27 protein-coding genes are annotated in these 23,996 nt (G+C 62.0%); 16 read left to right on the forward strand and 11 right to left on the reverse strand.

Features of this window, described 5'->3' with window-relative positions:
* Positions 1-2 precede the first annotated feature (2 nt).
* Positions 3-707: an SDR family NAD(P)-dependent oxidoreductase gene (locus tag B0E55_RS19400; RefSeq protein ID WP_080910353.1), complete on the forward strand. Its 705-nt coding sequence runs from the start codon at positions 3-5 to the stop codon at positions 705-707.
* Positions 708-756: 49 nt separating this feature from the next.
* Here the strand turns inward: B0E55_RS19400 and B0E55_RS19405 are convergent, their stop codons facing one another.
* Both B0E55_RS19405 and B0E55_RS19410 read right to left on the reverse strand, forming a co-directional pair.
* Positions 757-1,134: a hypothetical protein gene (locus tag B0E55_RS19405; protein ID WP_020971303.1), complete on the reverse strand. Its 378-nt coding sequence runs from the start codon at positions 1,132-1,134 to the stop codon at positions 757-759.
* Between the two features lie 25 nt (positions 1,135-1,159).
* A complete protein-coding gene (locus B0E55_RS19410; protein WP_371326911.1) occupies positions 1,160-2,530 on the reverse strand; it encodes an APC family permease in 1,371 nt (456 codons plus the stop codon).
* Positions 2,531-2,712: 182 nt separating this feature from the next.
* Here B0E55_RS19410 and B0E55_RS19415 point away from each other — a divergent pair, with 182 nt between their 5' ends.
* On the forward strand, positions 2,713-3,384 hold the full coding sequence (locus B0E55_RS19415) for a DNA alkylation repair protein (RefSeq protein ID WP_080910254.1): 672 nt from the start codon (positions 2,713-2,715) through the stop codon (positions 3,382-3,384).
* Between the two features lie 5 nt (positions 3,385-3,389).
* On the opposite strand, the gene B0E55_RS19420 is transcribed toward B0E55_RS19415, so the two are convergent.
* Positions 3,390-4,334, reverse strand: a complete 945-nt coding sequence (locus tag B0E55_RS19420; RefSeq protein ID WP_019745972.1) for a GlxA family transcriptional regulator — start codon at positions 4,332-4,334, stop codon at positions 3,390-3,392.
* 205 nt (positions 4,335-4,539) lie between these two features.
* On the opposite strand from B0E55_RS19420, the gene B0E55_RS19425 reads away from it, so the two are divergent.
* The 6 genes from B0E55_RS19425 to B0E55_RS19450 all read left to right on the forward strand — a co-directional run bounded on the left by B0E55_RS19425 (position 4,540) and on the right by B0E55_RS19450 (position 8,829).
* The gene (locus B0E55_RS19425) at positions 4,540-5,214 is read left to right on the forward strand and encodes a DJ-1/PfpI family protein (RefSeq protein ID WP_021333271.1); all 675 of its coding nucleotides are present in this window, start codon (positions 4,540-4,542) and stop codon (positions 5,212-5,214) included.
* 34 nt (positions 5,215-5,248) lie between these two features.
* Positions 5,249-5,719, forward strand: a complete 471-nt coding sequence (locus B0E55_RS19430; protein ID WP_080910255.1) for a DUF2269 family protein — start codon at positions 5,249-5,251, stop codon at positions 5,717-5,719.
* A gap of 82 nt (positions 5,720-5,801) precedes the next feature.
* Entirely contained in the window at positions 5,802-6,467 is a 666-nt protein-coding gene (locus B0E55_RS19435; protein ID WP_198538435.1) for a HEAT repeat domain-containing protein, read from the forward strand.
* Between the two features lie 13 nt (positions 6,468-6,480).
* The gene (locus tag B0E55_RS19440) at positions 6,481-7,515 is read left to right on the forward strand and encodes a HEAT repeat domain-containing protein (protein ID WP_019745968.1); all 1,035 of its coding nucleotides are present in this window, start codon (positions 6,481-6,483) and stop codon (positions 7,513-7,515) included.
* A gap of 192 nt (positions 7,516-7,707) precedes the next feature.
* Complete coding sequence (locus B0E55_RS19445) at positions 7,708-8,202, forward strand: hypothetical protein (RefSeq protein ID WP_080910256.1); 495 nt, start codon at positions 7,708-7,710, stop codon at positions 8,200-8,202.
* A gap of 132 nt (positions 8,203-8,334) precedes the next feature.
* A complete protein-coding gene (locus B0E55_RS19450) occupies positions 8,335-8,829 on the forward strand; it encodes a DinB family protein (RefSeq protein ID WP_021346035.1) in 495 nt (164 codons plus the stop codon).
* Positions 8,830-8,862: 33 nt separating this feature from the next.
* Here the strand turns inward: B0E55_RS19450 and B0E55_RS19455 are convergent, their stop codons facing one another.
* From B0E55_RS19455 to B0E55_RS19470, 4 genes are all read right to left on the reverse strand, one after another.
* On the reverse strand, positions 8,863-9,324 hold the full coding sequence (locus B0E55_RS19455) for a DUF6389 family protein (RefSeq protein ID WP_080910257.1): 462 nt from the start codon (positions 9,322-9,324) through the stop codon (positions 8,863-8,865).
* 230 nt (positions 9,325-9,554) lie between these two features.
* Complete coding sequence (gene dmpG, locus B0E55_RS19460; RefSeq protein ID WP_020971280.1) at positions 9,555-10,583, reverse strand: 4-hydroxy-2-oxovalerate aldolase; 1,029 nt, start codon at positions 10,581-10,583, stop codon at positions 9,555-9,557.
* Positions 10,580-11,524, reverse strand: coding sequence for an acetaldehyde dehydrogenase (acetylating) (locus B0E55_RS19465; protein WP_020909649.1), 945 nt, complete (start codon positions 11,522-11,524; stop codon positions 10,580-10,582). Before B0E55_RS19465 ends, dmpG begins: the two co-directional genes overlap by 4 nt.
* Positions 11,521-12,348, reverse strand: coding sequence for a 2-keto-4-pentenoate hydratase (locus tag B0E55_RS19470; protein WP_080910355.1), 828 nt, complete (start codon positions 12,346-12,348; stop codon positions 11,521-11,523). Before B0E55_RS19470 ends, B0E55_RS19465 begins: the two co-directional genes overlap by 4 nt.
* Positions 12,349-12,417: 69 nt before the next feature.
* On the opposite strand from B0E55_RS19470, the gene B0E55_RS19475 reads away from it, so the two are divergent.
* Positions 12,418-13,179, forward strand: coding sequence for an IclR family transcriptional regulator (locus B0E55_RS19475; protein ID WP_020909647.1), 762 nt, complete (start codon positions 12,418-12,420; stop codon positions 13,177-13,179).
* On the opposite strand, the gene helR is transcribed toward B0E55_RS19475, so the two are convergent.
* Complete coding sequence (gene helR / locus B0E55_RS19480; protein ID WP_080910258.1) at positions 13,141-15,363, reverse strand: RNA polymerase recycling motor ATPase HelR; 2,223 nt, start codon at positions 15,361-15,363, stop codon at positions 13,141-13,143. The two genes, B0E55_RS19475 and helR, sit on opposite strands and share 39 nt — an antisense overlap.
* A gap of 272 nt (positions 15,364-15,635) precedes the next feature.
* Here helR and B0E55_RS19485 point away from each other — a divergent pair, with 272 nt between their 5' ends.
* The 4 genes from B0E55_RS19485 to B0E55_RS19500 all read left to right on the forward strand — a co-directional run bounded on the left by B0E55_RS19485 (position 15,636) and on the right by B0E55_RS19500 (position 19,126).
* Positions 15,636-16,100, forward strand: a complete 465-nt coding sequence (locus B0E55_RS19485) for a hypothetical protein (protein ID WP_241896097.1) — start codon at positions 15,636-15,638, stop codon at positions 16,098-16,100.
* A gap of 177 nt (positions 16,101-16,277) precedes the next feature.
* On the forward strand, positions 16,278-16,514 hold the full coding sequence (gene mbp1, locus B0E55_RS19490) for a microaggregate-binding protein 1 (RefSeq protein WP_003943084.1): 237 nt from the start codon (positions 16,278-16,280) through the stop codon (positions 16,512-16,514).
* Between the two features lie 143 nt (positions 16,515-16,657).
* On the forward strand, positions 16,658-18,832 hold the full coding sequence (locus B0E55_RS19495) for a catalase (RefSeq protein WP_080910259.1): 2,175 nt from the start codon (positions 16,658-16,660) through the stop codon (positions 18,830-18,832).
* Positions 18,833-18,856: 24 nt separating this feature from the next.
* Entirely contained in the window at positions 18,857-19,126 is a 270-nt protein-coding gene (locus B0E55_RS19500) for a DUF7218 family protein (RefSeq protein WP_020909642.1), read from the forward strand.
* Between the two features lie 57 nt (positions 19,127-19,183).
* Here B0E55_RS19500 and B0E55_RS19505 read toward each other — a convergent pair whose 3' ends face one another.
* Positions 19,184-19,489: a hypothetical protein gene (locus B0E55_RS19505; RefSeq protein WP_024487711.1), complete on the reverse strand. Its 306-nt coding sequence runs from the start codon at positions 19,487-19,489 to the stop codon at positions 19,184-19,186.
* 160 nt (positions 19,490-19,649) lie between these two features.
* Here B0E55_RS19505 and B0E55_RS19510 point away from each other — a divergent pair, with 160 nt between their 5' ends.
* Complete coding sequence (locus B0E55_RS19510) at positions 19,650-20,798, forward strand: glutamate--cysteine ligase 2 (protein WP_021346024.1); 1,149 nt, start codon at positions 19,650-19,652, stop codon at positions 20,796-20,798.
* Between the two features lie 77 nt (positions 20,799-20,875).
* Entirely contained in the window at positions 20,876-21,403 is a 528-nt protein-coding gene (locus tag B0E55_RS19515; protein WP_020909639.1) for a CinA family protein, read from the forward strand.
* A gap of 8 nt (positions 21,404-21,411) precedes the next feature.
* Here B0E55_RS19515 and B0E55_RS19520 read toward each other — a convergent pair whose 3' ends face one another.
* Entirely contained in the window at positions 21,412-21,624 is a 213-nt protein-coding gene (locus B0E55_RS19520; protein WP_019745952.1) for a hypothetical protein, read from the reverse strand.
* 72 nt (positions 21,625-21,696) lie between these two features.
* Complete coding sequence (locus B0E55_RS19525; RefSeq protein WP_223258012.1) at positions 21,697-22,395, reverse strand: TetR/AcrR family transcriptional regulator; 699 nt, start codon at positions 22,393-22,395, stop codon at positions 21,697-21,699.
* Between the two features lie 218 nt (positions 22,396-22,613).
* Between B0E55_RS19525 and B0E55_RS19530 the strand changes: the two genes are divergently transcribed.
* The gene (locus B0E55_RS19530) at positions 22,614-23,984 is read left to right on the forward strand and encodes an MFS transporter (protein ID WP_019745950.1); all 1,371 of its coding nucleotides are present in this window, start codon (positions 22,614-22,616) and stop codon (positions 23,982-23,984) included.
* Positions 23,985-23,996: the final 12 nt, after the last annotated feature.

Genomic DNA, 23,996 nt, shown 5'->3' on the forward strand with positions numbered 1-23,996 from the left:
TTGTGGCGAGGGTAGTTGTTGTCGGCGCGAGCCGGGGACTTGGTCGTGCATTGATCGAGGGCTTGAGGAGCGATGGTCACGACGTTGTCGGTATTTCTCGTCGGCGCCCTGACGGGTTCGACGTCTCCGAGTGGATCGAAGCAGATCTGACCGACCCTGTTGCGGCAGCGAACTCGATCGACCAGGAGCTTGTCGGAGGTGTAGACACCATGATTTGCAACGTCGGAATCTGGGAAGGGGACGCCTTCACTTCCGATTATGCGTTCACAGATCAATCCGACGTCGAAATGCTGGAAATGATCAACGCCAACATCACCGGCACGATCCTTTTGTCGAAGCGCCTGATCCCACGGATGATCGGGCGTCCTCGGCCTCGGATTTTCTTGACCGGTTCTACCTCGGGGCTCCCGCGAAGCGGTAGGCCGGAAGTTGCGTTCGGCGCATCGAAGTCCGCGATCAACGGCATTGCCGACGCGTTGAGAGAGGGCTACCGGAAGGACCGACTCGCAGTGACGGTCCTTCACCTCGGATATCTCAACACGGAAGATGGACTCGATGTGCCCCGAGACATCGCTGCTGCCCGCGGAGATGGGTCTCTGGTTCCCGTGCACGACGTCGTGGATACCGTGCGCTCCATCTCGAATCTGTCGTCTTCGTCATCGGTTCGAGAAGTGGTCCTTACTGCCATCGACGACACACGATTCTGAACGACAGCTACCGCTTCGGTCTGTGAATCCGATTGCCGAACAGATGTATTCAGAGAATATTGCCCTCGATAAAGATGAAGGCTCCCGCCAGGTACACCAGGGTGAGCCCCGTCAGGAGCCACGCCATGTACGGCCGGATGTAGAGGCGCCGCAGACGGTGCAATCGCAGGGAGGCTCGCAAGAACGCGCCTACGGAGCCGAGTAGCAGCATGAGGCTCGGGACGAAGACGGCCAGTCGGCGATCTTTCTGTGAGCACAGCAAGGTGTCGGTACCGAAGCATTCGCCCCGCCGGGAGCCCAACCACACGATCGCGACAACCAGTGCCGCGGTAGCCAGAACGACGGACAGGCCGTACGTCAGGGTTCGCCTGTTGATCTTTCGCTCTCGACGCTGAATTACATCTGGTGTATCAGAACTGTCGGTCATCACACCCCCTTTCGAACATCGCACCTTACTTCGTGGATCGACGGCGGGAGAGGGCGTACAGCACTACTCCGACCGCCAAGAGTAATGATGCGCGCAACCACGTTGCGGCGCTCTGCTGGGTGAGCAACGCAACGCACGTACCGAGGGCGAGGATCGGAAAGATGATCGGTGTCCGGAAATGGCTGTGTTGCACTGCGTCACGACGCAGAACCAGGACCGCGATGTTGGTGCTGATGAATACGAAAAGCAGCAGGAGTACCACCGTCTCTGCCAGGGCTGACAACGATCCGGTGACGCAGAGAGCCATGGCAACGGCTGTGGTTGCGATGATCGCCACCCAGGGGGTCCGGCGCCGCGGCAGCACGCGCGCGAATGCGCTGGGGAGCAACCCTTCCGACGCCATTCCGTACGTCAGCCTGCTTGCCATGATCATTGTCAGCAGTGCGCCGTTGGCGACGGCTACCAGAGCGATCAGGCTGAACAGGCGAGGCGGAACACCGACGTCGGCGGCTGACACCACTGCCAGTAAGGGGCCGGAGGACGCGGCGAGCTCGTCGGCGGGCAGCACCACCGAGACAGCCAGGCCGACAAGGACATAGGCGGCGCCCGCCGTCAACAGGGCTCCGAACAGTGCGCGTGGGTAGACCTTGCTCACGTTCTTCACTTCTTCGGCGACGTTCGCCGACGTTTCGAAGCCGACGAACGAGTAGTACGCGAGGAGCGCCGCTGCCAACACGGCGAGTGCAGGCGATCGACTGTCGTCGAACTCCACGACACGGCTCAAGGTTCCGTCGCCGTGCCCGAGAACTACGCAGGCGAGGACGACAACCATGACGAGGCCGGTGACCTCCACGACTGTCATGACGACATTTGCGCGCATCGACTCCTTGATGCCTCTGGCATTGAGAAGCCCCACCAGGAGGAGGAAGACGAGCGCGGCTGGAACGGTCGGGACGTCGATGAAGGCTTTGAGATAGTCACCCGAGAATGCGAGGGCGAGTCCTGCTGCACTCGTGACACCGGCCGCCAGCATCGAGAAGCCGACGAGGAATGAGATCAGCGGTTTCCGATACGCCCGTTGGGCGAATACTGCTGCACCGCCCGCTCGCGGATATTTGGTGACCAGTTCGGCATACGACGTTGCTGTCAGCAATGCCATGACGAGCGCTACGAGCAGTGGTACCCAGACGGCTCCACCAACTTCACCGGCGATGACGCCCACCAATGCGTAGATACCGGCGCCCAGGACGTCTCCGAGGATGAACACGAAAAGGAGTGGGCCGGTTATAGCCCGAGTGAGAACATTCTTACTGCCGCCTTCATCTCCGCCTGCGGTTTCGTCCACGTTCTCGGCACCCGCGGCGCGTCGCATATGCAAGGTTCGTCCTGTCTTCATGGTGACGTGCCGCCACCTCAGGAGCAGACATGTACCCATTGGTCGAAGTTTCAAACGCGGGTCGGACGTGGATGCGTCGGCGCGTGCCGTCCCGTGCTTTCCTTGTAGGTGACTTGCAGTAGGTGACTTGTGTAGGTGACTTGCCAGTAGGTGAATCGCAGAAGTAGTGACTGGAGGACGACGTGGCTGAATCGACGGTTGCCGCGGTGATGGACGAGTTGGCTGCGCTCGAGGATCCGAAGGTGCGCGCAGTGAACGAGAAGCACGGTGACGATCACGGTGTGAACCTGACAAAACTGCGGGCAGTCGCGAAGCGACTGAAGACTCAGCAGGAACTTGCACAACAACTTTGGGCGACGGGCGATACTGCAGCGAGGCTGCTTGCCCTCTTGATCTGTCGCCCGAAGGCGTTCGGGCGTGACGAGTTGGACGTCATGTTGCGTGAGGCTCGTACTCCCAAGGTGCATGACTGGCTCGTCAACTACGTGGTGAAGAAGAACCCGCACGCGGAGGATTTGCGGGTGGCCTGGACCGCCGACTCCGATCCCGTGGTTGCGAGCGCCGGTTGGGCCCTGACTACCGAGCGCGTAGCGAAGAAGCCCGAGGGCCTTGATCTTTCAGGATTGCTCGACGTCATCGAGGCGGAGATGAAGGATGCCCCTGATCGCCTGCAATGGGCGATGAACCACTGCCTGGCCCAGATCGGGATCGAACATGCCGAGTACCGGGCCCGCGCAATCGACATCGGTGAACGTCTGCGGGTGCTCGAGGACTACCCGACTCCCCCGAACTGCACCTCGCCGTTTGCGCCGATCTGGATCTCGGAGATGGTGCGTCGACAGAGCGAGAAGTAGGTCAGCTAGCGCGACGTTCGAAACTGCGTCCGGTATCGCTGTGGACTGGTGCCGACCAAGTCTCGGAAGCGTTCGCGGAACGTGGTGACGGCATTGAATCCGACTTGTCCCGCAACACGTTCGATGGAGTGGTCGGTGGTCTCGAGCAGAAATTGCGCTTGACGGAGCCGCGCGTGATGGAGCCACTGCAACGGCGTCGTACCGATTTGTTCCTGGAAGCGGCGGTTGAGCGTGCGAGTGCTCATCGTTGCCTTGGCTGCGATTGTCGTGATGTCGAGTTGCTCCCCGAGGTTCTCTTCCATCCAGTTCAGTAGCGGCCGAAGGGTTGTCCCGCTGGGCACGGGAGGTTCGTGGACGATGAATTGTGCTTGCCCTCCGGCACGTTCGAGCGGCATCACGCTCAGCCGCGCCGTGTCGGCGGCGACCGCGGACCCGTAGTCCTGACGGACCATGTACAGACACAGGTCGAGTGCGGCCGCGGCGCCGGCGGAAGTCAGGACGTGCCCGTTGTCTACGTAGAGAACAGCGGCATCGACGTCGATGGCCGGGTGCCGACGCGCCAACTCCGACGCAGCCGCCCAGTGCGTCGTCGCGCGAAGTCCGTCGAGCAAGCCTGTGTCGGCGAGTGTGAATGCACCGACGCACAGTGAGGCGATGCGCGTGCCGCGATCCGCGGCAGTTCTGAGGGCGTCGATGATCTCGGGGTCGATCGGCACGTCGAGATCGGCGGTGCCCGGGATGATGATCGTGCTTGCCTGGGCGAGACGTGACAGTCCGTGCGGTACTCGCATCGTGAACGTTCCGGTCTCCACCTCCTCGGTGAGCGCGCACACGGAGGTCCGGTACGCCGGTGCACCCGAGGGGAGCCTGCATCGTCCGAAGACTTCGAGGGGTGCCGCCAGGTCCATCGGCACCACCCCGGGCAACGCGAGAACTGCAACGTCATGCATGTCTGAAACGTAGCGTATGTGGCGCGAGATTCGGTGATCTCGTGTCTTGAAATATCCTCTCAACTGGTATTTCACAGAATGTGTGAGGTTGGCTGAAAGCCGTCGAAGGTTGGCTTTCAGCCGTCGCCATAGAGGTCAACTTCCTCCTACTGTCGTGGGAACAGCGACGTGCACAGGAGCGCGTCGCACAAAATCGGAGGTTGCAGTGCACGCGCAGATCGTGTTGTTCGACGGATTCGATCCCATGGATGTCGTGGGTCCGTACGAGGTGCTTTACGCCGGGGGTCTCGCCAGCGGTGGGGCGTTGAGTGTCGAACTCGTCAGCGCGGAGGGGCCTCGGACCGTCGTGAGCGGAAGTGGTGAACTCGAGATGACCGCCACTGCAACCCTCGATGTCGAACACGCGGATCTGATCGTCGTTCCCGGAGCATCGGGTCTCTTCGAACCCAATGCGGACCAGCCGGGTTCCAGCTTGCCGGAAAGGCTCGCGGCCACAACGGAAACCGAACTGCCTGTCATGATGCGCCGTGCACTCGACGATCCTGGTGTTCTCGTTGCGACCGTCTGTGGAGGATCATTGGCGCTGGCGATGGCGGGGCTTCTCGAAGGGCGTCGCGCCGTGACGCACCATCTTGCCGTGGACGCATTGGCGGCCGGCGGTGTAATTCCGATCCAGGCGCGAATCGTCGACGACGGTGACCTGATCACCGCCGGTGGTGTGACATCCGGTCTCGACCTGGGCCTGTATCTGCTGGAACGATGCCTCGGGCCCCGGATAAGTCTCGAGGTCGAAGCGCTCTTCGACTACGAGCGTCGTGGAACGGTGTGGTCGGCCAAGGGCGCCGAGCCTGTAATCACCTTCGCCCCGGACGCCGCGTGAATACGCTTGAGCGTACCGAAACGCGAGAAATCCCATGACCGGAATCCTGCTGTCCCTCCATGTGATTGCGGCGATTCTTGCCATCGGCCCCGTCGCTGTGGCAGCGAGTATGTTCCCGGTGGCGAGCCGCGCCGCGCTCGCCGATCCGGACAGCGCCAGTGTTGCGACGACGGGCATGCTGCATCGCATCGTTCGGGTGTATGCCACGATCGGCATTGTCGTTCCGATGCTCGGTATCGCCACCGCCGTCAATCTCGGAGTGCTCGGTGACCTGTGGATCCTCACCTCGATCGCACTCACCGTCGTTGCCGCCGTGATACTCACCGCGGTCGTGCTTCCCGCCCAACGGCAGACAATGGCGGCGATCGAAGGAACCGGGTCCGTTGTGGACGTCGCAACGCGGCTCACCCGTCGGCTGGGCACCGCGACGGGAATCTTCAATCTGCTCTGGGTCGTTGTCGTCGTGCTGATGATCTTTCGGCCAGGATCGACAACCGGCGTGTGATCCGAGGCGACATTTCACGTGTCGGAGGCAGTGACGCTTGACCTTGACACAGTGACAAGGGTTCCACTGGTCGGTGAAGGAGGTGGTTGTCGTGACCACAACCAACCACGGTGGGCAGAATGCCCACCTCGTCGACGCCTTGGCCGCAGCCGATCCCTCGGTTCGACTGCGCGCCGCGCTTGCGGTCGGCACACGCCCGGATCCTCAGTTGACGGATGCCCTGATCGATCGGTGCGCCGTCGAGCCGGACTTCTTCGTCCGCGACATGCTGACCTGGGCGTTGTGCCGCTTGCCGGCTGAAATCACGGTGCCGAGGCTGATCCGTGAGCTCGGGTCCGATGGCTCGCAAGCCCGCAGTCAGGCGCTCCACACTTTGTCCAAGATCGGCGATCCGATCGCGTGGCCCGAGGTCTCTGCGCTGGTCCACGACCAGGACGACGAGGTTGCGCGCAGTGCGTGGCGCGCGGCTGTGGCTCTCGTGCCGGCGGGAGACGAGGGCGCACTCGCGGCCGATCTGGCCACAGAGCTCGGGCGGGGTGAACTGCAGATGCAGCTCAGTCTGAGCCGCGCCCTGACCGGGCTCGGCGAGGCCGTCCTCCCGGTGCTCGACGCGGCCGGTACGAGCCCGATTCCGCGTGTCCGAGCGCATGCTGATGCTACAAAGCAACTCTGGCACGACCCCGACGGTGGATTCGCTCTCTCACACGAGTTGGCGAAGCGCGTCGCGGCAATCGGCCCGGACGCGTAGGAAGGGGAGACGGATGTTGATCGGCGAGGTGTCGCGGCGTTGTGGTGTCAGCACACGGATGCTGCGTCACTACGACACTTTGGGGCTGGTGAAGCCGACGGGCCGCACGTCCGGTGGCTACCGCGAGTACTCCGCTGACGACATCCGTCGCCTCTTCCACGTCGAGAGCTTGAGGACATTGGGGCTCTCGTTGAACGAGGCCAAGCGTGCCCTCGACGAACCAGACTTCGCACCGGCCGATTTGGTGGGTGAACTCATGCAACACACTCGGCAACGGATCGCGGCGGAGGAGGAATTGCTGACCAAACTCGAAAGGGTCGACGCCACCGCCCCTTCGGAGTGGGACGACGTCCTGCGCATGGTCTCGCTGTTGCGTGCACTCGAATCCGAGTTCGCCGCCCACCGTCAGCAAGCGATTCTGTCGCAGGACGCAAATGCGGCATTGCCGGTCGACGCACTCGTCGAGGCCATCCTGTCGGAGAGGGATGCCAACGTGACGGGAGCATTGCAGTGGGCGTTGGCGAGGACCGAAGGTGCGGGCCTTGCAGGTCTGACGAAGGGGCTCGAATCGGAGGACGTCGAGGTTCGACGCCGCGCGACGTCGGCCATATCCGGGATCAACACCGAGGAAGCAACTCGGTCTCTGAAGCGAGCTCTCGATGATTCGGACGCGATAGTCCGCGCCGACGCCGCTCTCGCCCTCGGATCTCGCGGAGAGGCTGTCTCGATGCCAGCACTCCTCGAGATGGTCGCTGACGGGCGCCGCGACGTCGAGGCAGGCGAGGTGCTCGGTCTTCTCGCGGAGCACTCACCTACAAGCGGTGAGGTCGTCGATGCCGTGCAGGCAAGGCTCGACGGCACTGACGACGCCCCGACGAGGTTGCGAATTACGCAGGCGCTCGCCGAGATTCCTGGCGCTGCAGCACGCGAAGCGCTCGCCCGGATCACCCACGACGACGACAAGACGGTCGCGTCCACGGCAGCAGCGATTCTCGAGATGCGCGATCGAGGACCACGTCGGCGCGAACGACCGCGTATCGGGGACTGACAACGGCGCAGCTAGTGCGGATCACCCACGCAGAAAAGGTTTCCCGCCGGATCCGCCAGCACGTCCCAGGATGATCCAAGCCGCATGGCGCTCGAGATCGAAGTCGAGATGAAGTGTATTCCCCACGCGCGCTGCAGAATCGGTCCGACCACTACGTGGCAAGCTATGGTGATCAACGGATAGGGTTCTTACGTGGTGGATCAACGGCAACAGAGTTTGAGACGCAGGTACCTGAGCCTCGGCCTCGGCGAACTGGCTGCAGCGGCTGTATTTGCCGCTGTGGCGGTCGGTGTCGTGATGCCCCGGCTCGAAGGTTCGCGAGACTCCGCGGCGTTGTGGTCGGCGCTGGCCCCACTTCTTGTGATCCTCGTGCAAGTAGGTGTCTATTGGCTGCTTGCGCGGGGCTGGGTCGAGTTGGAGCCGATGCCGGCCCGCCTCGCAGCGCTTTACCGCGTGTTTCGGGTCCTCGATGTTCTCTTGTTGGCGATAGCTCTTCTCGGCGTTGTCATCTGGTTACCAGATCACTCCGGCGCGGCGGTGGGCGTCGTGGCGGTGTGGGCTTTCGGCGTCGTCGAGTACGTCAATTACTTCGTGGCTCGTCTCGCCTATCCGCTGCGGCGGTGGCCTTTCGAGGTCGGCAAGTGGCGGAGACCCCAACTTGTGCGCGACCTGAACTCGGCACGCTGACACCGGCAACCAAGTTGTCTTTGCTGTAACGGCAAAATTTGATGCGGGATCGGAGTGAGTTCGGAAGGATCGGTTCTGCCCATCCAGGAATGAAGCCTCTTCATCGTTCTTCGCCGAGGAAGGAGAACCGCCATGGCAACGTCGCGTCGCAGCCGCCGAGATGCCCCACCACCCCGGACAGGGAATAGCGAGGCAGCCACACTACGAGCGTTTCTCGACTACCTCCGTGATTCGATTGCCGCCAAGGTCGAGGGTGCTCCGGAACCTCAGGTGCGCACCACAATTGTTCCGTCGGGAACAACCTTGCTCGGGCTGGCCAATCATCTGACCTTTGTCGAACGATCGATGTTCCTTGCAGAAAACGTGACGGATTGGAAAGCGACGTTTCAACCGTCATCGGAAGACAGCGTGGACGGTGTCGTCAGTCGCTATCGCGAGACGGTCGAGCGCGCCAACGCAGTTCTCGACGGATGCACAGATCTTGCCGCGCCCATCCCGCGGCCGGGGGCGAAACGACCCGCTCCGAGTGTCCGCTGGGCGCTCGTGCACATGATCGAAGAGACCGGACGCCATGCCGGGCACGCTGACATCCTCCGCGAATTGATCGACGGTTCGACCGGACGCTGACGCTGCAACGTGTTCGCCGATGCTTCCGCGCTTTCACCGAGGCGAATGTCCACGGCTGATCTCTGGGCCCACGAGTACAGCGTCGACAGTTCCGTCGGGAGTCGTTACTTCCCAGGGTAGTTCGGTGGCGGTCGAGGGAATGAGCCCGTCGATCCATTTGGCCACGACACCGACGATCACTTTCTCGAGTTCCACACGTGACCACTTTCGCGGTCGATGCGGAACCGGCGGTTCCCAGCCCTCCTCGCCCCAGATCGCGCCGAATAGCTCTCTCTCGTCACCGATCTGCTGATTCAGACTGAATGCGTCGGGACCCTCGTATCGTGCCCAGACGCCGAATGTTCCCTCGCCGTCTTGGTCGAGCGAGACGTCGATGACGATCCCTTCGGTGCGCGGGGTTGCCCCGTTGTGGATCGCAGCCAGTCGATCGCTCACTACCCCCGACGCGGTATCGAGGACAGATCTCAATTCGTCACGGTATTCGGTAGGTTCCACGAGCTCAGCATATCGAAGGTATCACCCTGCAGGTCTTGCATCGATGAAGCTGGTTTCCTGAATTCGTCTGTAGCGGATAAGTTTCTACCCTGATCGTCAGAGATGTCGTGCGACGAACTTTGCCAGCTTTTCGAGTGCCGTGTCGGTGGGCTCTCTCGGCTGAAATGGCAAGTCCCGCCCCCGTCCGGAGACGGGAGCGGGACTCGGGTATCAGCGAACTCGGCAGCGCGTCAGACAGCTTCCTTTGTTGCCTGCGCTGCAAGGGTGAGTGCGATGTCGACGATCATGTCTTCCTGGCCACCCACCAGACGGCGGCGGCCGGCTTCGAGAAGCAGTGTGCGAACGTCGATTCCGTAGCGCTCCGAAGCGGCCTCGGCGTGGCGCAGGAAGCTCGAGTACACGCCTGCATAGCCGAGCGTGAGGGTCTCGCGATCGACGCGAACCGGCCGATCCTGCAGCGGACGGACGATGTCGTCGGCAGCATCCTGCAAGGCGAACAGGTCGCAGCCGTGCTCCCACTCCTCGATGTTCGCGACGGCGATGAAGGCTTCGAGGGGGCAGTTACCGGCGCCGGCACCGTGACCGGCAAGCGAAGCATCGACGCGGGTGACGCCGTTCTGCACTGCGACAACGGAATTGGCAACCGAGAGCGACAGGTTCTCATGCGCGTGGATACCGATTTCGGTGCCGTCGTCGAGGATGTCGCGGTATGCGCGAACACGATCCGCGACGTCGTTCATCACCAGACGTCCACCCGAGTCGGTGACGTAGACGCAGTGCGCGCCGTACGACTCCATCAGCTTGGCCTGCTTCGCCAGTTCTTCGGCAGGCGCCATGTGGCTCATCATCAGGAAACCCGAGACGTCCATGCCGATCTCGCGGGCGGTTTCGATGTGCTGCGCGGAGACGTCGGCCTCGGTGCAGTGCGTGGCAACGCGAACCGAGCGAACACCGAGGTCGTAAGCGTGCTTGAGTTCACTGATCGTGCCGACACCCGGAAGCAGCAGCGTGGTGAGACGAGCGTGCTCGAGTACCTCGGCCGCTGCTTCGATCCATTCCCAGTCGGTGTTCGAGCCGGGGCCGTAGTTGAGCGAGCCGCCGGCGAGGCCGTCACCGTGTGCAACTTCGATCGCGTCGACGCCGGCAGCATCGAGAGCTGTGACGATCCGCTTGACGTCGGTGGGTGAAATGCGGTGGCGGACAGCGTGCATGCCGTCGCGAAGGGTGACGTCCTGGACGAAGATCTTGCGGTTGCTCACTTGGTTGCTTCCTTCTGCTGGGCGATGCGCTCCGCGATCTGCATTCCGGCGGACGTCATGATGTCGAGATTGCCGGCGTACGCAGGCAGGTAGTGTGCAGCACCCTCGACCTCGAGGAACACCGACACCTGATGGGTGGGGCGATTGCCGTCGACGAGCAACGTCTCGACGGGCTGGTCGGCCGGGATCTCGGTGATCTGGACTTCCTGCTTGAGGCGGTAGCCCGGAACATAGGCGGAGACGTCGCCGACCATCTTCTCGATGGACTGACGGATCTCCTCGTGAACAGCCGGGTCCGGGGCGTCGACGAGGCAGAACACCGTGTCGCGCATGATGAGCGGCGGCTCGGCGGGGTTGAGGATGATGATGGCCTTGCCGCGGCGGGCGCCGCCGACTGCCACGATCGCCTCGGATGTGGTCTCGGTGAACTCGTCGATGTTGGCGCGCGTTCCGGGACCGGCGGACTTGGAGGCGATGGACGCGACGATCTCCGCATACGCCACCGGGACGACTCGAGAAACAGCCGCAACCATCGGGATCGTGGCCTGGCCACCACACGTCACCATGTTGACGTTGGGTGCGTCCAGGTGCTCGTCGGCGTTGACGGCCGGCACGACGTACGGGCCGATGGCGGCAGGCGTCAGGTCGATCATGCGCTTGCCGAGGGGAGCCAGCCGCGCGTTGTTGGCGACGTGAGCCTTTGCCGAGGTGGCGTCGAAGACGATCTCGATCTCGTCGAAGTTCGGCAGACCGATCAAACCCTCGACACCTTCAGCCGTGATCGGCACGTTCAGACGCGCTGCGCGGGCGAGGCCGTCCGACGCCGGGTCGATGCCGACCATCGCGCCCATCTCCAGGTAGTCGGAGTTGCGCAGCACCTTGATCATCAGATCCGTGCCGATGTTGCCCGATCCGATGATCGCGACCTTGACCTTGCTCATGCGTTGTCCTCTTCGCTGGAAAAACTGGTGGTGACGGAACCGAACCCGGAGACGGTCACGGTGACTTCGTTGCCTGCGGTGACCGGTGCCATGGGGCCGAGTGCGCCGGACAGGATCACCTGGCCTGCCGTCAGCGGCTGCCCCAACTCGCGTGCCGTGCGGGCGAGCCAGACGACTGCTTCGATCGGATCGCCCAGGCAAGCGGTTCCGACGCCGGTGGACACCTCGGTGCCGTCGACGGACATCGACATGACGACGCCGGCGGGTTCCACCTCGTCGAGGGTGCGGCGTTCGGTTCCCAGGACGTACACGCCCGAGGACGCATTGTCGGCGACGGTGTCACCGAATTTGATGTCCCACGACGCGATGCGGCTGTCACAGATCTCGATCGCTGCGACGGCGTAGTCGATCGCCTCGCGCACCTGCGCGTTGTCCAGCGGTCCGTCCACGAGGTCGGCACCGAGTACGAAGGCAACTTCCGCTTCGACCTTGGGCTGGATCAAACGACTCATGGGGATGGTGCCGCCGGCGGGGAACTCCATGTCGGCGTACAGAACGCCGAGGTCGGGCTGGTCGACGCCCAGCTGTTGCTGGACTGCCACCGAGGTCAGGCCGATCTTGCGGCCTACGACGACGGCACCCGCCTGCCGACGGATTTCATCGACGCGGCGCTGGACAGCGTAGGCAGCGACGAGATCGTCGGCGCCGATCAGATCGCGCACCGGTGCGCAGGGAGTACCGCTCGCGATGGCGGCTGCGAGGCGGTCAGCAGCAGCTGAGATGTCCGTCTCGCTCGCTGTACTGGTATTCGTGGGCTGGCTCATGGCCATTACTTTCGCCGTGGCGCCGAGATTGCGCCAGGGAACTGTCTCACTCAGCGATACGCTGGGCAGGTGACTGGCGGCGCAAACCTCGACACCGTGCTCGGCAAGGCGGTGACGATCCTGCGTGCCTTCCGGGCTGACGACCACGTGTTGCCTCTCGCCACCCTGGTCCAACGGACCGGACTGCACAAGGCAACGGTGCACCGCCTGGCCAACGAACTGGTCGCGAACCGGCTACTGGACCGTATCGACGGTGGCTACCGGCTCAGCGGCGGCCTCTTCGAACTCGGCATGCTCGCCTCCCTCGAACGCAGCCTCCTGGAAATGGCGATGCCGTTCCTCCAAGACTTGTACGAGCGGACCCACGAGACAGTCCACCTGGGGGTCCGCGACGGCCACGACGTCGTATACGTCGCGAAAATCGGCGGACACCGGCAAGCCAACTCGCCGTCCCGGACCGGTGGCCGGATACCGCTGTATTGCACCGCAATCGGCAAGGCGCTCCTGGCATTCTCCGACAACGAATTTCGTCGCGAGGTGCTGTCGGAACCGATGACCAGACGCACCCCGCACACGATCGTTGCGCCCGGCATTCTCAATACCCAACTGAACCGAGTGGTCGAGACCGGTATTGCGTTCGAGCGCGAGGAATCAGCGCCGGGTCTCGCGTGCGTTGCGGCGCCGGTATTCGGGACCAACGACAAACCCGTCGCCGCCATCAGTGTCACCGGTCCCACCAGTCGCTTCGTTCCCGAGAGCCAAGTGCCTTACGTTCGCGCCGCTGCCGAAGGCCTACACAGCACCATCGCTCGCCGCGAACGACTGCGGTGATCCGGCCGTCCCGGCCTGGACGAGCCCGGTCAATGCCTGCGGCAAAGGCCCCTCGTGTACGACGCCGAGACGTTGGGTTGCGCGGGTGAGGGCGACATAGAGTTCCGACGCGCCGCGTGGGCCGTCGGCGATGATTCGCTCCGGTTCCACGACGAGCACGGCATCGAACTCCAGCCCCTTCGTTTCCGAAACAGGCACAGCGCCCGGCACGTCCGCAGGTCCGATGACGATGCTCGTACCCTCGCGCCCGGCCTCGCCCTGATTGAATTCGTCGATGGCGGAGGCTAGTTCGTCGGCGGAGATTCGTCTGGACCACGGCGCGATCCCGCAGGCGCGGACGGACTCGGGTGGCTGCACGTCCGGCGCGAACTCGGCGAGCAGGGCGGCGGCGACGCTCATGATCTCGGCGGGGGTGCGGTAGTTCACCGACAGGGATCGGTAGATCCAGCGGCCGGGAACGTACGGCTCCATCATCGTCGCCCACGAGCGGGCACCTGCGGGTGAACGGCGTTGCGCGAGATCACCTACCACCGTGAAAGATCGGTCCGGGCAGCGGCGCATCAGGACTCGCCAGTCCATCTCGGACAGCTCTTGGGCCTCGTCGACCACGATATGCCGGTACGTCCAGTCTCGGTCAGCAGCAGCGCGTTCGGCGAGTTCCCGGGTATCGCGTTCGACGAAACGATCCGCCAGGTCCTCGGCGTACAGCATGTCCTGGGCGAGAAGGTGATCCTCGTCGTCCATCAGATCCTCGCGGCTGATCATCATGTCCAGCACGCCCGCTGCATACGCGGCCTCGTCGCGGCGTTCACGTTCGGCACTCTGGTCGACGGGCTTGTCCCGGCCGAGCATGTCCACCAACTCGTCGAGTAACGGAACGTCCGAGACGGTCCAGGCCTCACCGTCCTGGCGAAGCAGCTTCTCGTCCGCGCCTGCCGCGCGTAGTCGCGCGGGAGAAGTAAACAGCTGTGTCAGTAGCTCTTTCGGAGTCAGGATCGGCCAGAGCGTGTCGAGCGCCGCGGTAAATGCGCTGTTTTCCACCAGCTCTGCGGTCAGGTCCGTCCGCACTTGCTCCCAGGCTTCACGGTCACTGCGTGTCAACCACCCCTTGCCGATCCGCGCTATCGCCCGTTCGGTCAGCGCCCAGGTGAGGATTTCGGTGAACACAGTGCGTGCGTCGTTGTGGGGGAGTCCGCTCGAACGGGCTTCTTCTCGGGCCCACTCCGCGGTTTCGGCGTCGATCCGCACCGTGACGTCCGCCAATTCGATCAACAATGGGTTCTCGGGCAATCGCTGATGATCGGCAATCGCTGCGCCGAGAACGTCCAGGATCTTCAACGAACCTTTGAGCCCAGCGGCCTCCGGAGTGTCCTCGGCGGTGACGCGTAGACCGGGAACGAGATCACCGGTGGTCATGAACACCACGTCGGACTCTCCCAGCGAGGGCAGTACGCGGCCGATGTGGTTCAGGAACGCCGGGTTCGGCCCGACCACGAGAACGCCGTGACGTTCCATCCGCTCTCGCTGGGTGTAGAGCAGGTAGGCGACGCGGTGCAAGGCGACGACGGTTTTCCCGGTACCTGGGCCACCTTCGATCACCAGCACCCCGGGGTGTTCGAGTCGGACGATGTCGTCCTGCTCGGCCTGGATGGTTGCCACGATGTCCCGCATTCCCTCGCCGCGGGGTGCGTTGACTGCCGCGAGCAGGGCGGAATCGCTGTGCGTGTCGTGTTCTACGCCGTCGGGGCGCCCGAGTACCTCGTCGGTGAAATCGACCACGCGTCGACTCCGGGTGCGGAACTGACGGCGTCGACGCATGTTCTCCGGGTTGGCAGCGGTGGCAACGTAGAACGCGCGAGACGCCGGCGCCCGCCAATCGAGAAGCGCCGGTTCGTAGTCGTTGTCCGCATCGAGAAGGCCGATCCGGCCGATGTAGGAGGTCTCGCCCGAAAGCGAGTCCAACCGGCCGAAGCACAGTCCGTTGTCGGCTACGTCCAGCCTTTTCACCTCTTTGGCAAGTGCGCGCACCTCGGCGTCGCGTTCCATGAGTGCATCGCCGTTTCCGCGCAGAGCGGTGTTGTACCTGCCTTTGACTCGGGCGCGCTCCGCATCGAGGCGTGCGTAGAGCCCCTCCACATAGTTCCGCTCGGAACGCAGTTCTTCTTCGTATCCCTGGGTTGGCACGTGCCCTCACTTCCGCTGGCTGTTCCGATCCCGTAGTCGGTCGTGCGGGATCGGAAGAGCCATTCTGCGGCACTACCCGGGCCTTGCCGCAAGGCCCCCAGTGGGATATATATTGATAGTGGAAGGGAGTGTTGATCCTCCCTCACAGTTCCTGTAACAGATCCCCCCAGACTGACGTACGGCTCCCAGCCTGGTCGATGTTTGGACCCTGAACGCCACGGGTACAAATCTAGTGGCCGGTGTTCCAAAATCGGTTGCCCTCATGAACTTACGTGGATCGAGGGATTGTGAAGGCGATACTGGCAACGGCCGCAAGCATCCTTCTGGTGGTTGCCTTGGCCGTTGCCATCTTGCTTTTCCTTTCCGGATCTCCGCGCGAAGGCACCTCACACGAGCTTGCCGATACGGTGCACACGATCGGCGGAAAGCCGACCACCTGCAGCGAGTTGTTCGGCGAAACGTGCAGCTTCGCTTTGCAGTCGGACTACAACCAGTGGGGACAAGACCTCGACAGTTTCGTCAATGCGGGAACTCTCGGTCCCTTCGCCCGCAGCATCGGCTTCGTGGCGGAGGCAAAGCTGAGCTTGCAAGCATGTGAGGTCAGCGCCGCAGCTGGTCGGACGATTCTCGATTTCTACACTCTCGCCGAGATCGACCATCCTGCGGCAACCACCACCGACCTCTTCCCCTTCTGGAACGAGTCCCGCCAATTCCTGTGCCCGGTAAACAGTTTCTGAGAACGGTTGATCGTTACTCGAGGAACGACCTCGTCGTTCGGCTACGACGAGTCATGGTCTGCGCCTGGTCGGTGCACGGATGTTTATGCGATTTTCGACGGGGTAGGGCCTTCTGTGTAGGAGTCCTGCCTGTGTGGGAGCCCTGAGCGAGAATCCGAAACGTATTGGAGGGTCAACGTGCCAGATGACAAGAGCGGTCCCAGCGAGGGAATCAAAGGCGTAGTAGAGGACGTCAAGGGTAAGGCCAAGGAAGCCGTTGGTGCGGTTTCCGGAAACGACAGTTTGACCCGAGAAGGCCGCGCCCAGCAGGACAAGGCCGAAAGCCAGCGAGAAGTCGCGAAGAAAGAGGCGGAAGCCGAGAAGGCTCGCGCCGAAGCGGCCGCAGACGAAGCGCGACAGAAGTCCGAGCAATAGCCCTGACGCACTCGTCACCCTCGGCCTGGGATTGATCCCAGCCCGAGGGTGAGTCGTGGCTCCGCGTTCTGTTTGAAATCTCTACTTACTTAGGGCGTAACAAGATTCGTGCGCCCAGCATGACGATCAAGAGGAGCTGTTCGATGCCTTCATCTCAGTCCGTCCCAGGTGCACCGGCCCCGAAAGCGCCGGACCTGAAAGAACCGGTCAAGCCTCGACAGCCGTTGCCGCCCAAGGACGACCAGCGGCAGCCGGAGGTGCGTACCGTCGCGGGTGCCGAAGAGAAGGTGAAGGGAAATGGACGTGGCCAGCGGGGGGAGTACCTCACCACCGCCACCGGTACACGGCTTTACGAGACTGACCACTCACTGACCGCCGGCGAGCGGGGCCCGACTCTTCTGCAGGATCACCATCTGCGTGAGAAGATCACACACTTCGATCACGAGCGAATTCCGGAGCGTGTCGTCCACGCCCGCGGGGCGGCCGCGCACGGCACGTTCCTGGCGAATGGCGCAGCCGAAAACATCTGTAAAGCCTCGTTGTTCGCTTCAGGTGCCAGAACCCCGGTATTCGTACGCTTCTCGACAGTTCTGGGTTCACGCGGTTCGGCGGATACCGTCCGAGACACACGCGGCTTCGCCACCAAGTTCTACACCGACGAAGGTGTATTCGATTTGGTGGGCAACAACATCCCGGTGTTCTTCATCCAGGACGGAATCAAGTTCCCAGACATCATCCATGCCGCGAAACCCCACCCGGACCGGGAGATTCCGCAGGCGCAGAGCGCGCACGACACGTTCTGGGATTTCGTGTCGCTGCACACCGAAGCCACCGCGCACACATTGTGGAACATGTCCGATCGAGGCATCCCGCGCTCCTATCGCATGATGGAAGGCTTCGGCATTCACACGTTCAGGCTCGTGAATGCCGACGGCGAGACGAATCTGGTGAAATTCCACTGGAAGCCGGCCGCCGGAGTGCATTCACTCGTGTGGGAGGAAGCGCAGATCGCCGGCGGTGTGGATCCGGATTTCCATCGACGCGATCTTGCCGACGCCATCGAGGCGGGCGCATATCCGTCCTGGGATCTGGGCGTGCAGGTGTTCCCTGATACCGAAGACGAAATGTTCGAAGGCATAGATCTATTGGATCCCACCAAGATCGTGCCCGAAGAACTCGCGCCGGTTCAGGTCATCGGAACGATGACACTCGACGCCAATCCGACGAACTTTTTCGCCGAGACCGAGCAGGTTGCATTCCATCCGGGCCACTTGGTTCCGGGCGTCGACATCACCAACGATCGTCTCTTGCAGGCGCGTTTGTTCTCGTACCTCGACACCCAGATCACGCGACTCGGTGGCCCCAACTTCGACCAGATTCCGATCAACCGTCCTCACGCGCCTGTCAACGACATGCTTCGCGACGGCTTCCATCAGGACGGTGTGCATACCGGAGTCGCGCCGTACCATCCCAATTCGTTGGACGGTGGGTGCCCGTTCATGGCCTCGGCGGACAGCGCGGCCTATATCGAGGTGCCCGAGGAAGTTTCAGGGCGAAAGGTGAGGCAGGCGCCGGCATCGTTCGACGATCACTTCTCGCAAGCTCGACTCTTCTATCGCAGTCTCTCCCCTGTCGAACAGGAGCACGTCGCGCAGGCGTATACCTTCGAATTGGGCAAGTGCTACGAGGAGAACATCAAGACCCGGAATCTGGGCATCTTGGCGAACATCGACGCGGGTCTCGTGTCGATCGTCGCAGGGGGGCTTGGCCTTCCGGTTCCCGAACCGACGGAGCCGTTGAGCGATCCGGAGCTCAGCCCTGCACTGTCTCAGGTTGGCGCGGAATGGCCGGTAGACGGAAGGATCATCGCGCTACTGGTCGACGAGAACTCCGATATCGACACCGTGGTTGCCATTCGAGACAAGATCTTCGACGCCGGCATGGTGCCGCTGATCCTCGGCCCGCACGGCGGAACCATCGGGGACGGTGACGACGCGGTGACGGTGCAGCGAACGTACCTCACAGCTCGTTCGATCGAATTCGATGCAATCCTGCTGAGCGGCGACGTTTCTCGGATCGGCGAGGGCAAGTTGGATCCACGGGTGGAGACTCTGCTGAACGAAATGTATCGTCACAGCAAGGCAATTGGTGGTTGGGGTGAGAGCATGAGTGCGCTGGCTGCCGCCGGTATCAACGAGTCTGCATTGGGAGTCGTCGTCGATGCTGACGCGGAAGGAGCCCTCGCCTCACTCGCTCAGCTTCTGAAGACACACCGCGTGTGGGGGCGTTTCGAGGTGCCGCCTACACCGTCGGAGTGAAGACACGAGTGAAGGGACGAAACAGTGGCTCGCAAGGACTCACAACCTCAACTCAAGGATCAAGAACTCTACGAAGAGCTACGTGAGAAGGGCGATTCCAAGGAGAAGGCGGCTCGAATCTCCAATGCGGCCGCCAATCGAGGGCGGTCGACTGTCGCCAAGTCCGGCGGACAATCTTCGCCGTACGAGGAGTGGACGGTCGACGATCTGAAGAAACGCGCCAAGGAACTCGATCTGCACGGGTACTCGAAACTGAACAAGGGTGAGCTGATCGAGAAACTCCGCGATCACTGAGCCGGATTCTGCTCGAGTTGTATTCTGCTTGTGCAGAATACAACTCGAGCGTTCGGTTCAGTGCCCTTCTTGATCGAAGAGTTCCTGACCTTCCAGTCGCTTGACCCGACGGTGTTCCATCAAGATGGCCCCTGTTCCGACGACGAAGGACACGACGCACACCGCGCCGGCGATGACTGCCCATCCGCGAAATCCGTAACCTGCTGCCACCAAAGTCAATCCGAGTGTTGCCAGACCCAGCCCGATCAGCAGGTATCCGGGATAGTTGCGCCCGTCGCTGATTGCCTCCCCGACGTGCGATCGATTGGTGTGTTCGTCATCTACCGGTGAACTCCCGCTCATGTTGGTCACGGCGCACTCCATCCTTCGCTCATGAAGACTTGCGATTCTTCGCTCGTCGTCGGTTCACAGGGCAACTACCCGATCGATGGGTGAATGAAACAGATGGAGTAGTGCCGAAGTGCGGAGAAAGCCGTACGCTCGAAGTATCGGGTGTGGAGGAAAACCGGTGCGAGGAAGGCCTATGAATGGGAAGCCGACTCCTGACCTATTCTCGGTAGGTACACCGACTCTCGGTGTCGAGGAGGAGTTTTTGCTCTGCGATCCGCAGACTGGGCGTCCCAGTCTGCGCAACTCCGAGGTTGCTGCTGCCGGGCGAGAACTCGGTATCTCGTTGCAACTCGAACTCACACGTTGTCAGGTGGAGACTTCCACTTCGATCGGCAGCCACATTCGTGACCTTCGTGACCAACTCTGTGAGTCTCGTGCCCTCACCGCCGATGCCGCTGCCCGCGTGGGATGTCAACTCATCGCTGTCGGAACGCCTTTCTACGATCCACCGGTCGACGAGATCACGCAGAAGTCGCGGTACCAACGGATGGCCGGTCAATTCGGTGCAATCACCGAAGGTGTGATGTGCGGTTGCCACATTCACGTGGGTGTCGAAGATCGAGAACGATCGGTCCAGATCATCAATCATCTGCGTCCATGGTTACCAACTTTGTTGGCATTGACGGCGAACTCCCCGATCAGCGAGGGGCGCGATACCGGTTATGCGAGTTGGCGTTACGTTCTGTTCGGCAGATGGCCCAGTTCGGGTCCGCCACCCTTCTTCGAGTCCGTGGGGCACTACGAAGATGCCGTTGCAGCGATGCTGGAGACGGGGGTCATTCTCGATCCGCACATGGTCTATTGGGACGTGCGCATGTCGGATCACCTTCCCACCGTGGAGATTCGAATCAGCGACGTGCCCGCCACCGTGGAGGAGACGATGACTCTGGCCACACTGGTGCAGGCACTCGTCGGCACCGCATCCGCTGCGATCACCAAAGGTGAGGTTGCGCCTGCCGTCGATCAGGAGCTACTCCGCGCGGCTTGCTGGCGTGCAGCACGCGACGGACTCGACGGCAGGTCGCTGGACGTGGAATCCGTGCGCTTGCTGACTGCACACCAGGCGGTTCGGCGATTGGTGGATCATGTCGAACCTGCTCTGACCGCATTCGGAGAGTTCGAGCAGGTCACGGCTTCCTTGGACAAGGTCTTCAGCAACGGAAACGGGGCGATTGTGCAGCGCCGGCAACTCGCACGCCGGTCACGGGTGGCTGATGTGATCGACGAGTGCGCCCGACGCACTTTCGAAGGGTGCAGTTCACAAGGTGGCAGTGAGCTGTAGGGCACGGTTGGAATTGGCATTCCAAGACCTCCAATTTCTTATCGAGGTCACCGATCGGACGGCAGGAGGAGGAACATATGAATGGCGATCCACGACCCGAGCTTGCGTCGGACAAGGATCTCGACGATATGTGCAGGCAGTTGGCCGCAGTAGTAGAGGAACACGGACTGTCGGTGGCGACGGCGGAATCGTTGACCGCCGGGAACATCGCCGCACATCTAGGAAAGGCGCCGAACGCCGGTTCCTGGTTTTGTGGCGGGATCGTCGCATATACCCGAGCGGTCAAGCATTCCGTTCTTCATGTTCCTGACGGCCCAGTCGTCTGCGAGGACGCTGCTCGGGTCATGGCACACAGCACTGCCACACTGTTCGGCGCGACGCTGGCACTGGCCGTCACCGGCGAAGCCGGTCCGGATACCCAGGAGAACGTCCCACCGGGAACTGTGTGGTTCGGAGTCGTCGACCATGGGACCGCTGAAACAGAGAAACAGGTCTTCTCAGGTGACCCCGAAGCCGTCCTGGGAGCAACCGTCGAGCATGCGATCCATCTACTTTTGCGTCACGCGTCCGGTCGTCGCACACCAAGTTCGACAGGCGTGGTGTAGTCGAGAATTCAACTGTTCGAACGATTCTTGTGATGTCCCTTGTGTTTCGCAGGAGCCTGAGCAGTAGGAATCAGACGGCCGTCGGCCGTGTATTTCTCGACTACAAGGTGCTTGCTGACGCCTCGATTGGCATCCACGGCGCACGCGATTGCTTCCTTGTCGGAGTCGAAAGGTTCCTCGGTCGAGGAGCCGTCGGGCATCGTGATCTTGTACCGATCCATACATCGACTATTGCGGGTAGATCCGCCTCCGGCAACCGTCCTCACACAAAGGGCTAGGGAGTCCTGGCCTGATTACAGTTCGGACTGGCGTACGAAGTCGCTCTGTGCGTGGGTGCCCCAAATTTCGGAGGACTGAGTCTCGGGTTCGCTGTCCAGCTTTCGAACTTCGTGAATGAATTCCACTCCGTTCAGTTCGTCGGACGGAACTGACAGAAGCTTGCATGTGGTGCTGACGAAAAATCGCTGGACATCTTCCAACTCGAGACGCCCACCGGGCCGGTACCAGTGCGCAACCCCGGTGCACATCTCCAGTATCGCGAGTCGGCTCAATGCCAGATCTTCGATGTCGAAGGCGCCCACGCGTTGTCCGCGTTCGAGGATCTGTCCGAAAAGAAGCTCGTACTCGTCGCGCAGCGTCTGCAACTCGATGCGGTTGTCTCCGGTCAATCCGCGCATCTCGTACTCGGCGACGCGGGCAGTCAGTTGGTTGACAGCGGTAATGCCGACGTGCGACGACACCAGGCCGGCGAGCTGGACCACGGGATCGGCGCTGCGGCGCATCGCCCGCTCTCCCGACTGTGTCAGCTCGTCGAGGCACGACCGAATGATCGAGGCCAACAGTGACTCTTTGCTGCCGACGTAGTGATAGAGCGTTGCCGAGTTGATGCCGGCTTCTGCTCCGAGTTCACGAATGCCGGTAGCGGCGAACCCTTTCGTCGCGAACAGCGTGACTGCCGCCCGTTGAACGCGCCCCAGGTCCATGATCCTCATTTCGGTTGGTTGCCCAATCATGCTAGCATCGCCGCCGAAATCGACTGACCGTCAATCAATTGATTGATAGCTGCCTGTGTACTGGCAAATTACATATCTATTCATCAATCGATCGATTGAAAAATGCTTGACTGTGCGTTGGGTCACTGCATAGTGTTCTTGTCGAGCCTCCCCTCGGTGCGCGAGCTAACAGGGCACTCCATACAAGGAGCAATGACATGAACGACGCGAATCCTCCATCTCCCGCAACTGTCGACAGGCCTGCCCTGCGGCGTGTAGCCGGATCAGTTCTGGTCGGCACCACGATCGAGTGGTACGACTTTCAGATCTACGGCGCCTCCGCCGCTTTGGTCTTTGCGCCGCTGTTCTTTTCGGGCGCAGATCCCGCGCTGGCGACGATTCTCTCCTTCGCCACCTTTGCGGTCGGCTTTCTGGCGCGGCCACTCGGCGGTGTTGTGATGGGCCACTTCGGTGACCGCATCGGACGCAAGAAGGTCTTGGTGCTTGCACTTCTCTTGATGGGAGCTGCAACATTCCTGGTCGGCGTCCTTCCGACGTCCTCCCAGATCGGTGTGTGGGCCCCGATTCTTCTCGTTGTGTTGAGGCTGATTCAAGGATTCGGCGTCGGCGGCGAGTGGGGCGGTGCAGTTTTGACTGCTGTGGAGTACGCACCCAAGAATCGCCGCGGCTTCTACGGCAGCATGCCGCAGGTGGGTGTGCCCGCCGGCCTTCTGCTGGCGACGGCCGTCATGTTCGGCACCAAGGCGCTCACCGGAGACCAATTCCTGGTGTGGGGATGGCGAATTCCGTTCCTGCTGAGTATCGCTTTGGTTGCAGTGGGGCTGTACATTCGCACGGCGTTGGAAGAGACTCCGGCATTCGCTCGCGTGAAGCAGCAGAACACCGCGGTCAAGATCCCGATGGTCGACGCGTTCAAGAACTATCCTCGCCAGATCATTCTTGCCGCAGGTTCGATGATCAGCACCGGCGCCTACTTCTACATCCTGAACACCTACAGCCTGACGTACGCCGATCAATTCGATCTGCTGTCCGGAAACCTCATGCTCGGCGCGGTCATGGTGTCCGCGCTCGTTGCCGTCATCTTCATTCCGATCTTCGGTCAACTGTCCGAAAAGTTCGGCCGACGCCGGATCCTGATGGTCGGGATCACAGGCATGGGTCTGTGGGTCTTCGTTGCATTCGCCGCGATAGATACCGGCAACTTCTGGATCACCACCGGCGCATTGGCGGTCGGCGCCTTCATGCTCAGCATCTCGTACGGGCCGCAGGCGACGTTCATCGCCGAATTGTTCGACGCCCGGGTGCGCTACAGCGCGGCCTCGATCGCTTTCCAGATCGGTGTGCTCTTGGGTGGAGCAATCGCGCCGATGGTCGCGGCCATGTTGGTCCGCGCGACAGGTGGATCGTTCGCGGTGGCTGTGTATATCGCTGCCCTGTCGGTGATTTCGCTGATCAGCGTCTACTTCGTCCGTGACACCGACCTCGACGAAGGAAGCCGCGACATGTACATCGATGACAACGGGGCCTATCTACCGCCGGTCGATCAACGCTCAACGGTTGTCAACTAGTAGAGGAAACTT

The sequence above is a fragment of the Rhodococcus sp. 66b genome, from assembly GCF_002076325.1.
Classification (GTDB): Bacteria; Actinomycetota; Actinomycetes; order Mycobacteriales; family Mycobacteriaceae; genus Rhodococcus_F; species Rhodococcus_F erythropolis.

Bases quoted from the DNA above. Each gene is read 5' to 3' on its own strand.
- B0E55_RS19405 (WP_020971303.1), bottom strand. From the start codon at position 1,134: ATGACCGACAGTTCTGATACACCAGATGTAATTCAGCGTCGAGAGCGA.
- B0E55_RS19495 (WP_080910259.1), top strand. From the start codon at position 16,658: ATGCCTTCATCTCAGTCCGTCCCAGGTGCACCGGCCCCGAAAGCGCCG.
- B0E55_RS19440 (WP_019745968.1), top strand. From the start codon at position 6,481: ATGTTGATCGGCGAGGTGTCGCGGCGTTGTGGTGTCAGCACACGGATG.
- B0E55_RS19420 (WP_019745972.1), bottom strand. From the start codon at position 4,334: ATGCATGACGTTGCAGTTCTCGCGTTGCCCGGGGTGGTGCCGATGGAC.
- B0E55_RS19505 (WP_024487711.1), bottom strand. From the start codon at position 19,489: ATGGAGTGCGCCGTGACCAACATGAGCGGGAGTTCACCGGTAGATGAC.
- B0E55_RS19410 (WP_371326911.1), bottom strand. From the start codon at position 2,530: ATGAAGACAGGACGAACCTTGCATATGCGACGCGCCGCGGGTGCCGAG.
- B0E55_RS19515 (WP_020909639.1), top strand. From the start codon at position 20,876: ATGAATGGCGATCCACGACCCGAGCTTGCGTCGGACAAGGATCTCGAC.
- B0E55_RS19450 (WP_021346035.1), top strand. From the start codon at position 8,335: ATGGCAACGTCGCGTCGCAGCCGCCGAGATGCCCCACCACCCCGGACA.
- B0E55_RS19430 (WP_080910255.1), top strand. From the start codon at position 5,249: ATGACCGGAATCCTGCTGTCCCTCCATGTGATTGCGGCGATTCTTGCC.
- B0E55_RS19530 (WP_019745950.1), top strand. From the start codon at position 22,614: ATGAACGACGCGAATCCTCCATCTCCCGCAACTGTCGACAGGCCTGCC.
- B0E55_RS19510 (WP_021346024.1), top strand. From the start codon at position 19,650: ATGAATGGGAAGCCGACTCCTGACCTATTCTCGGTAGGTACACCGACT.
- B0E55_RS19465 (WP_020909649.1), bottom strand. From the start codon at position 11,524: ATGAGCAAGGTCAAGGTCGCGATCATCGGATCGGGCAACATCGGCACG.
- B0E55_RS19470 (WP_080910355.1), bottom strand. From the start codon at position 12,348: ATGAGCCAGCCCACGAATACCAGTACAGCGAGCGAGACGGACATCTCA.
- B0E55_RS19525 (WP_223258012.1), bottom strand. From the start codon at position 22,395: ATGAGGATCATGGACCTGGGGCGCGTTCAACGGGCGGCAGTCACGCTG.
- B0E55_RS19520 (WP_019745952.1), bottom strand. From the start codon at position 21,624: ATGGATCGGTACAAGATCACGATGCCCGACGGCTCCTCGACCGAGGAA.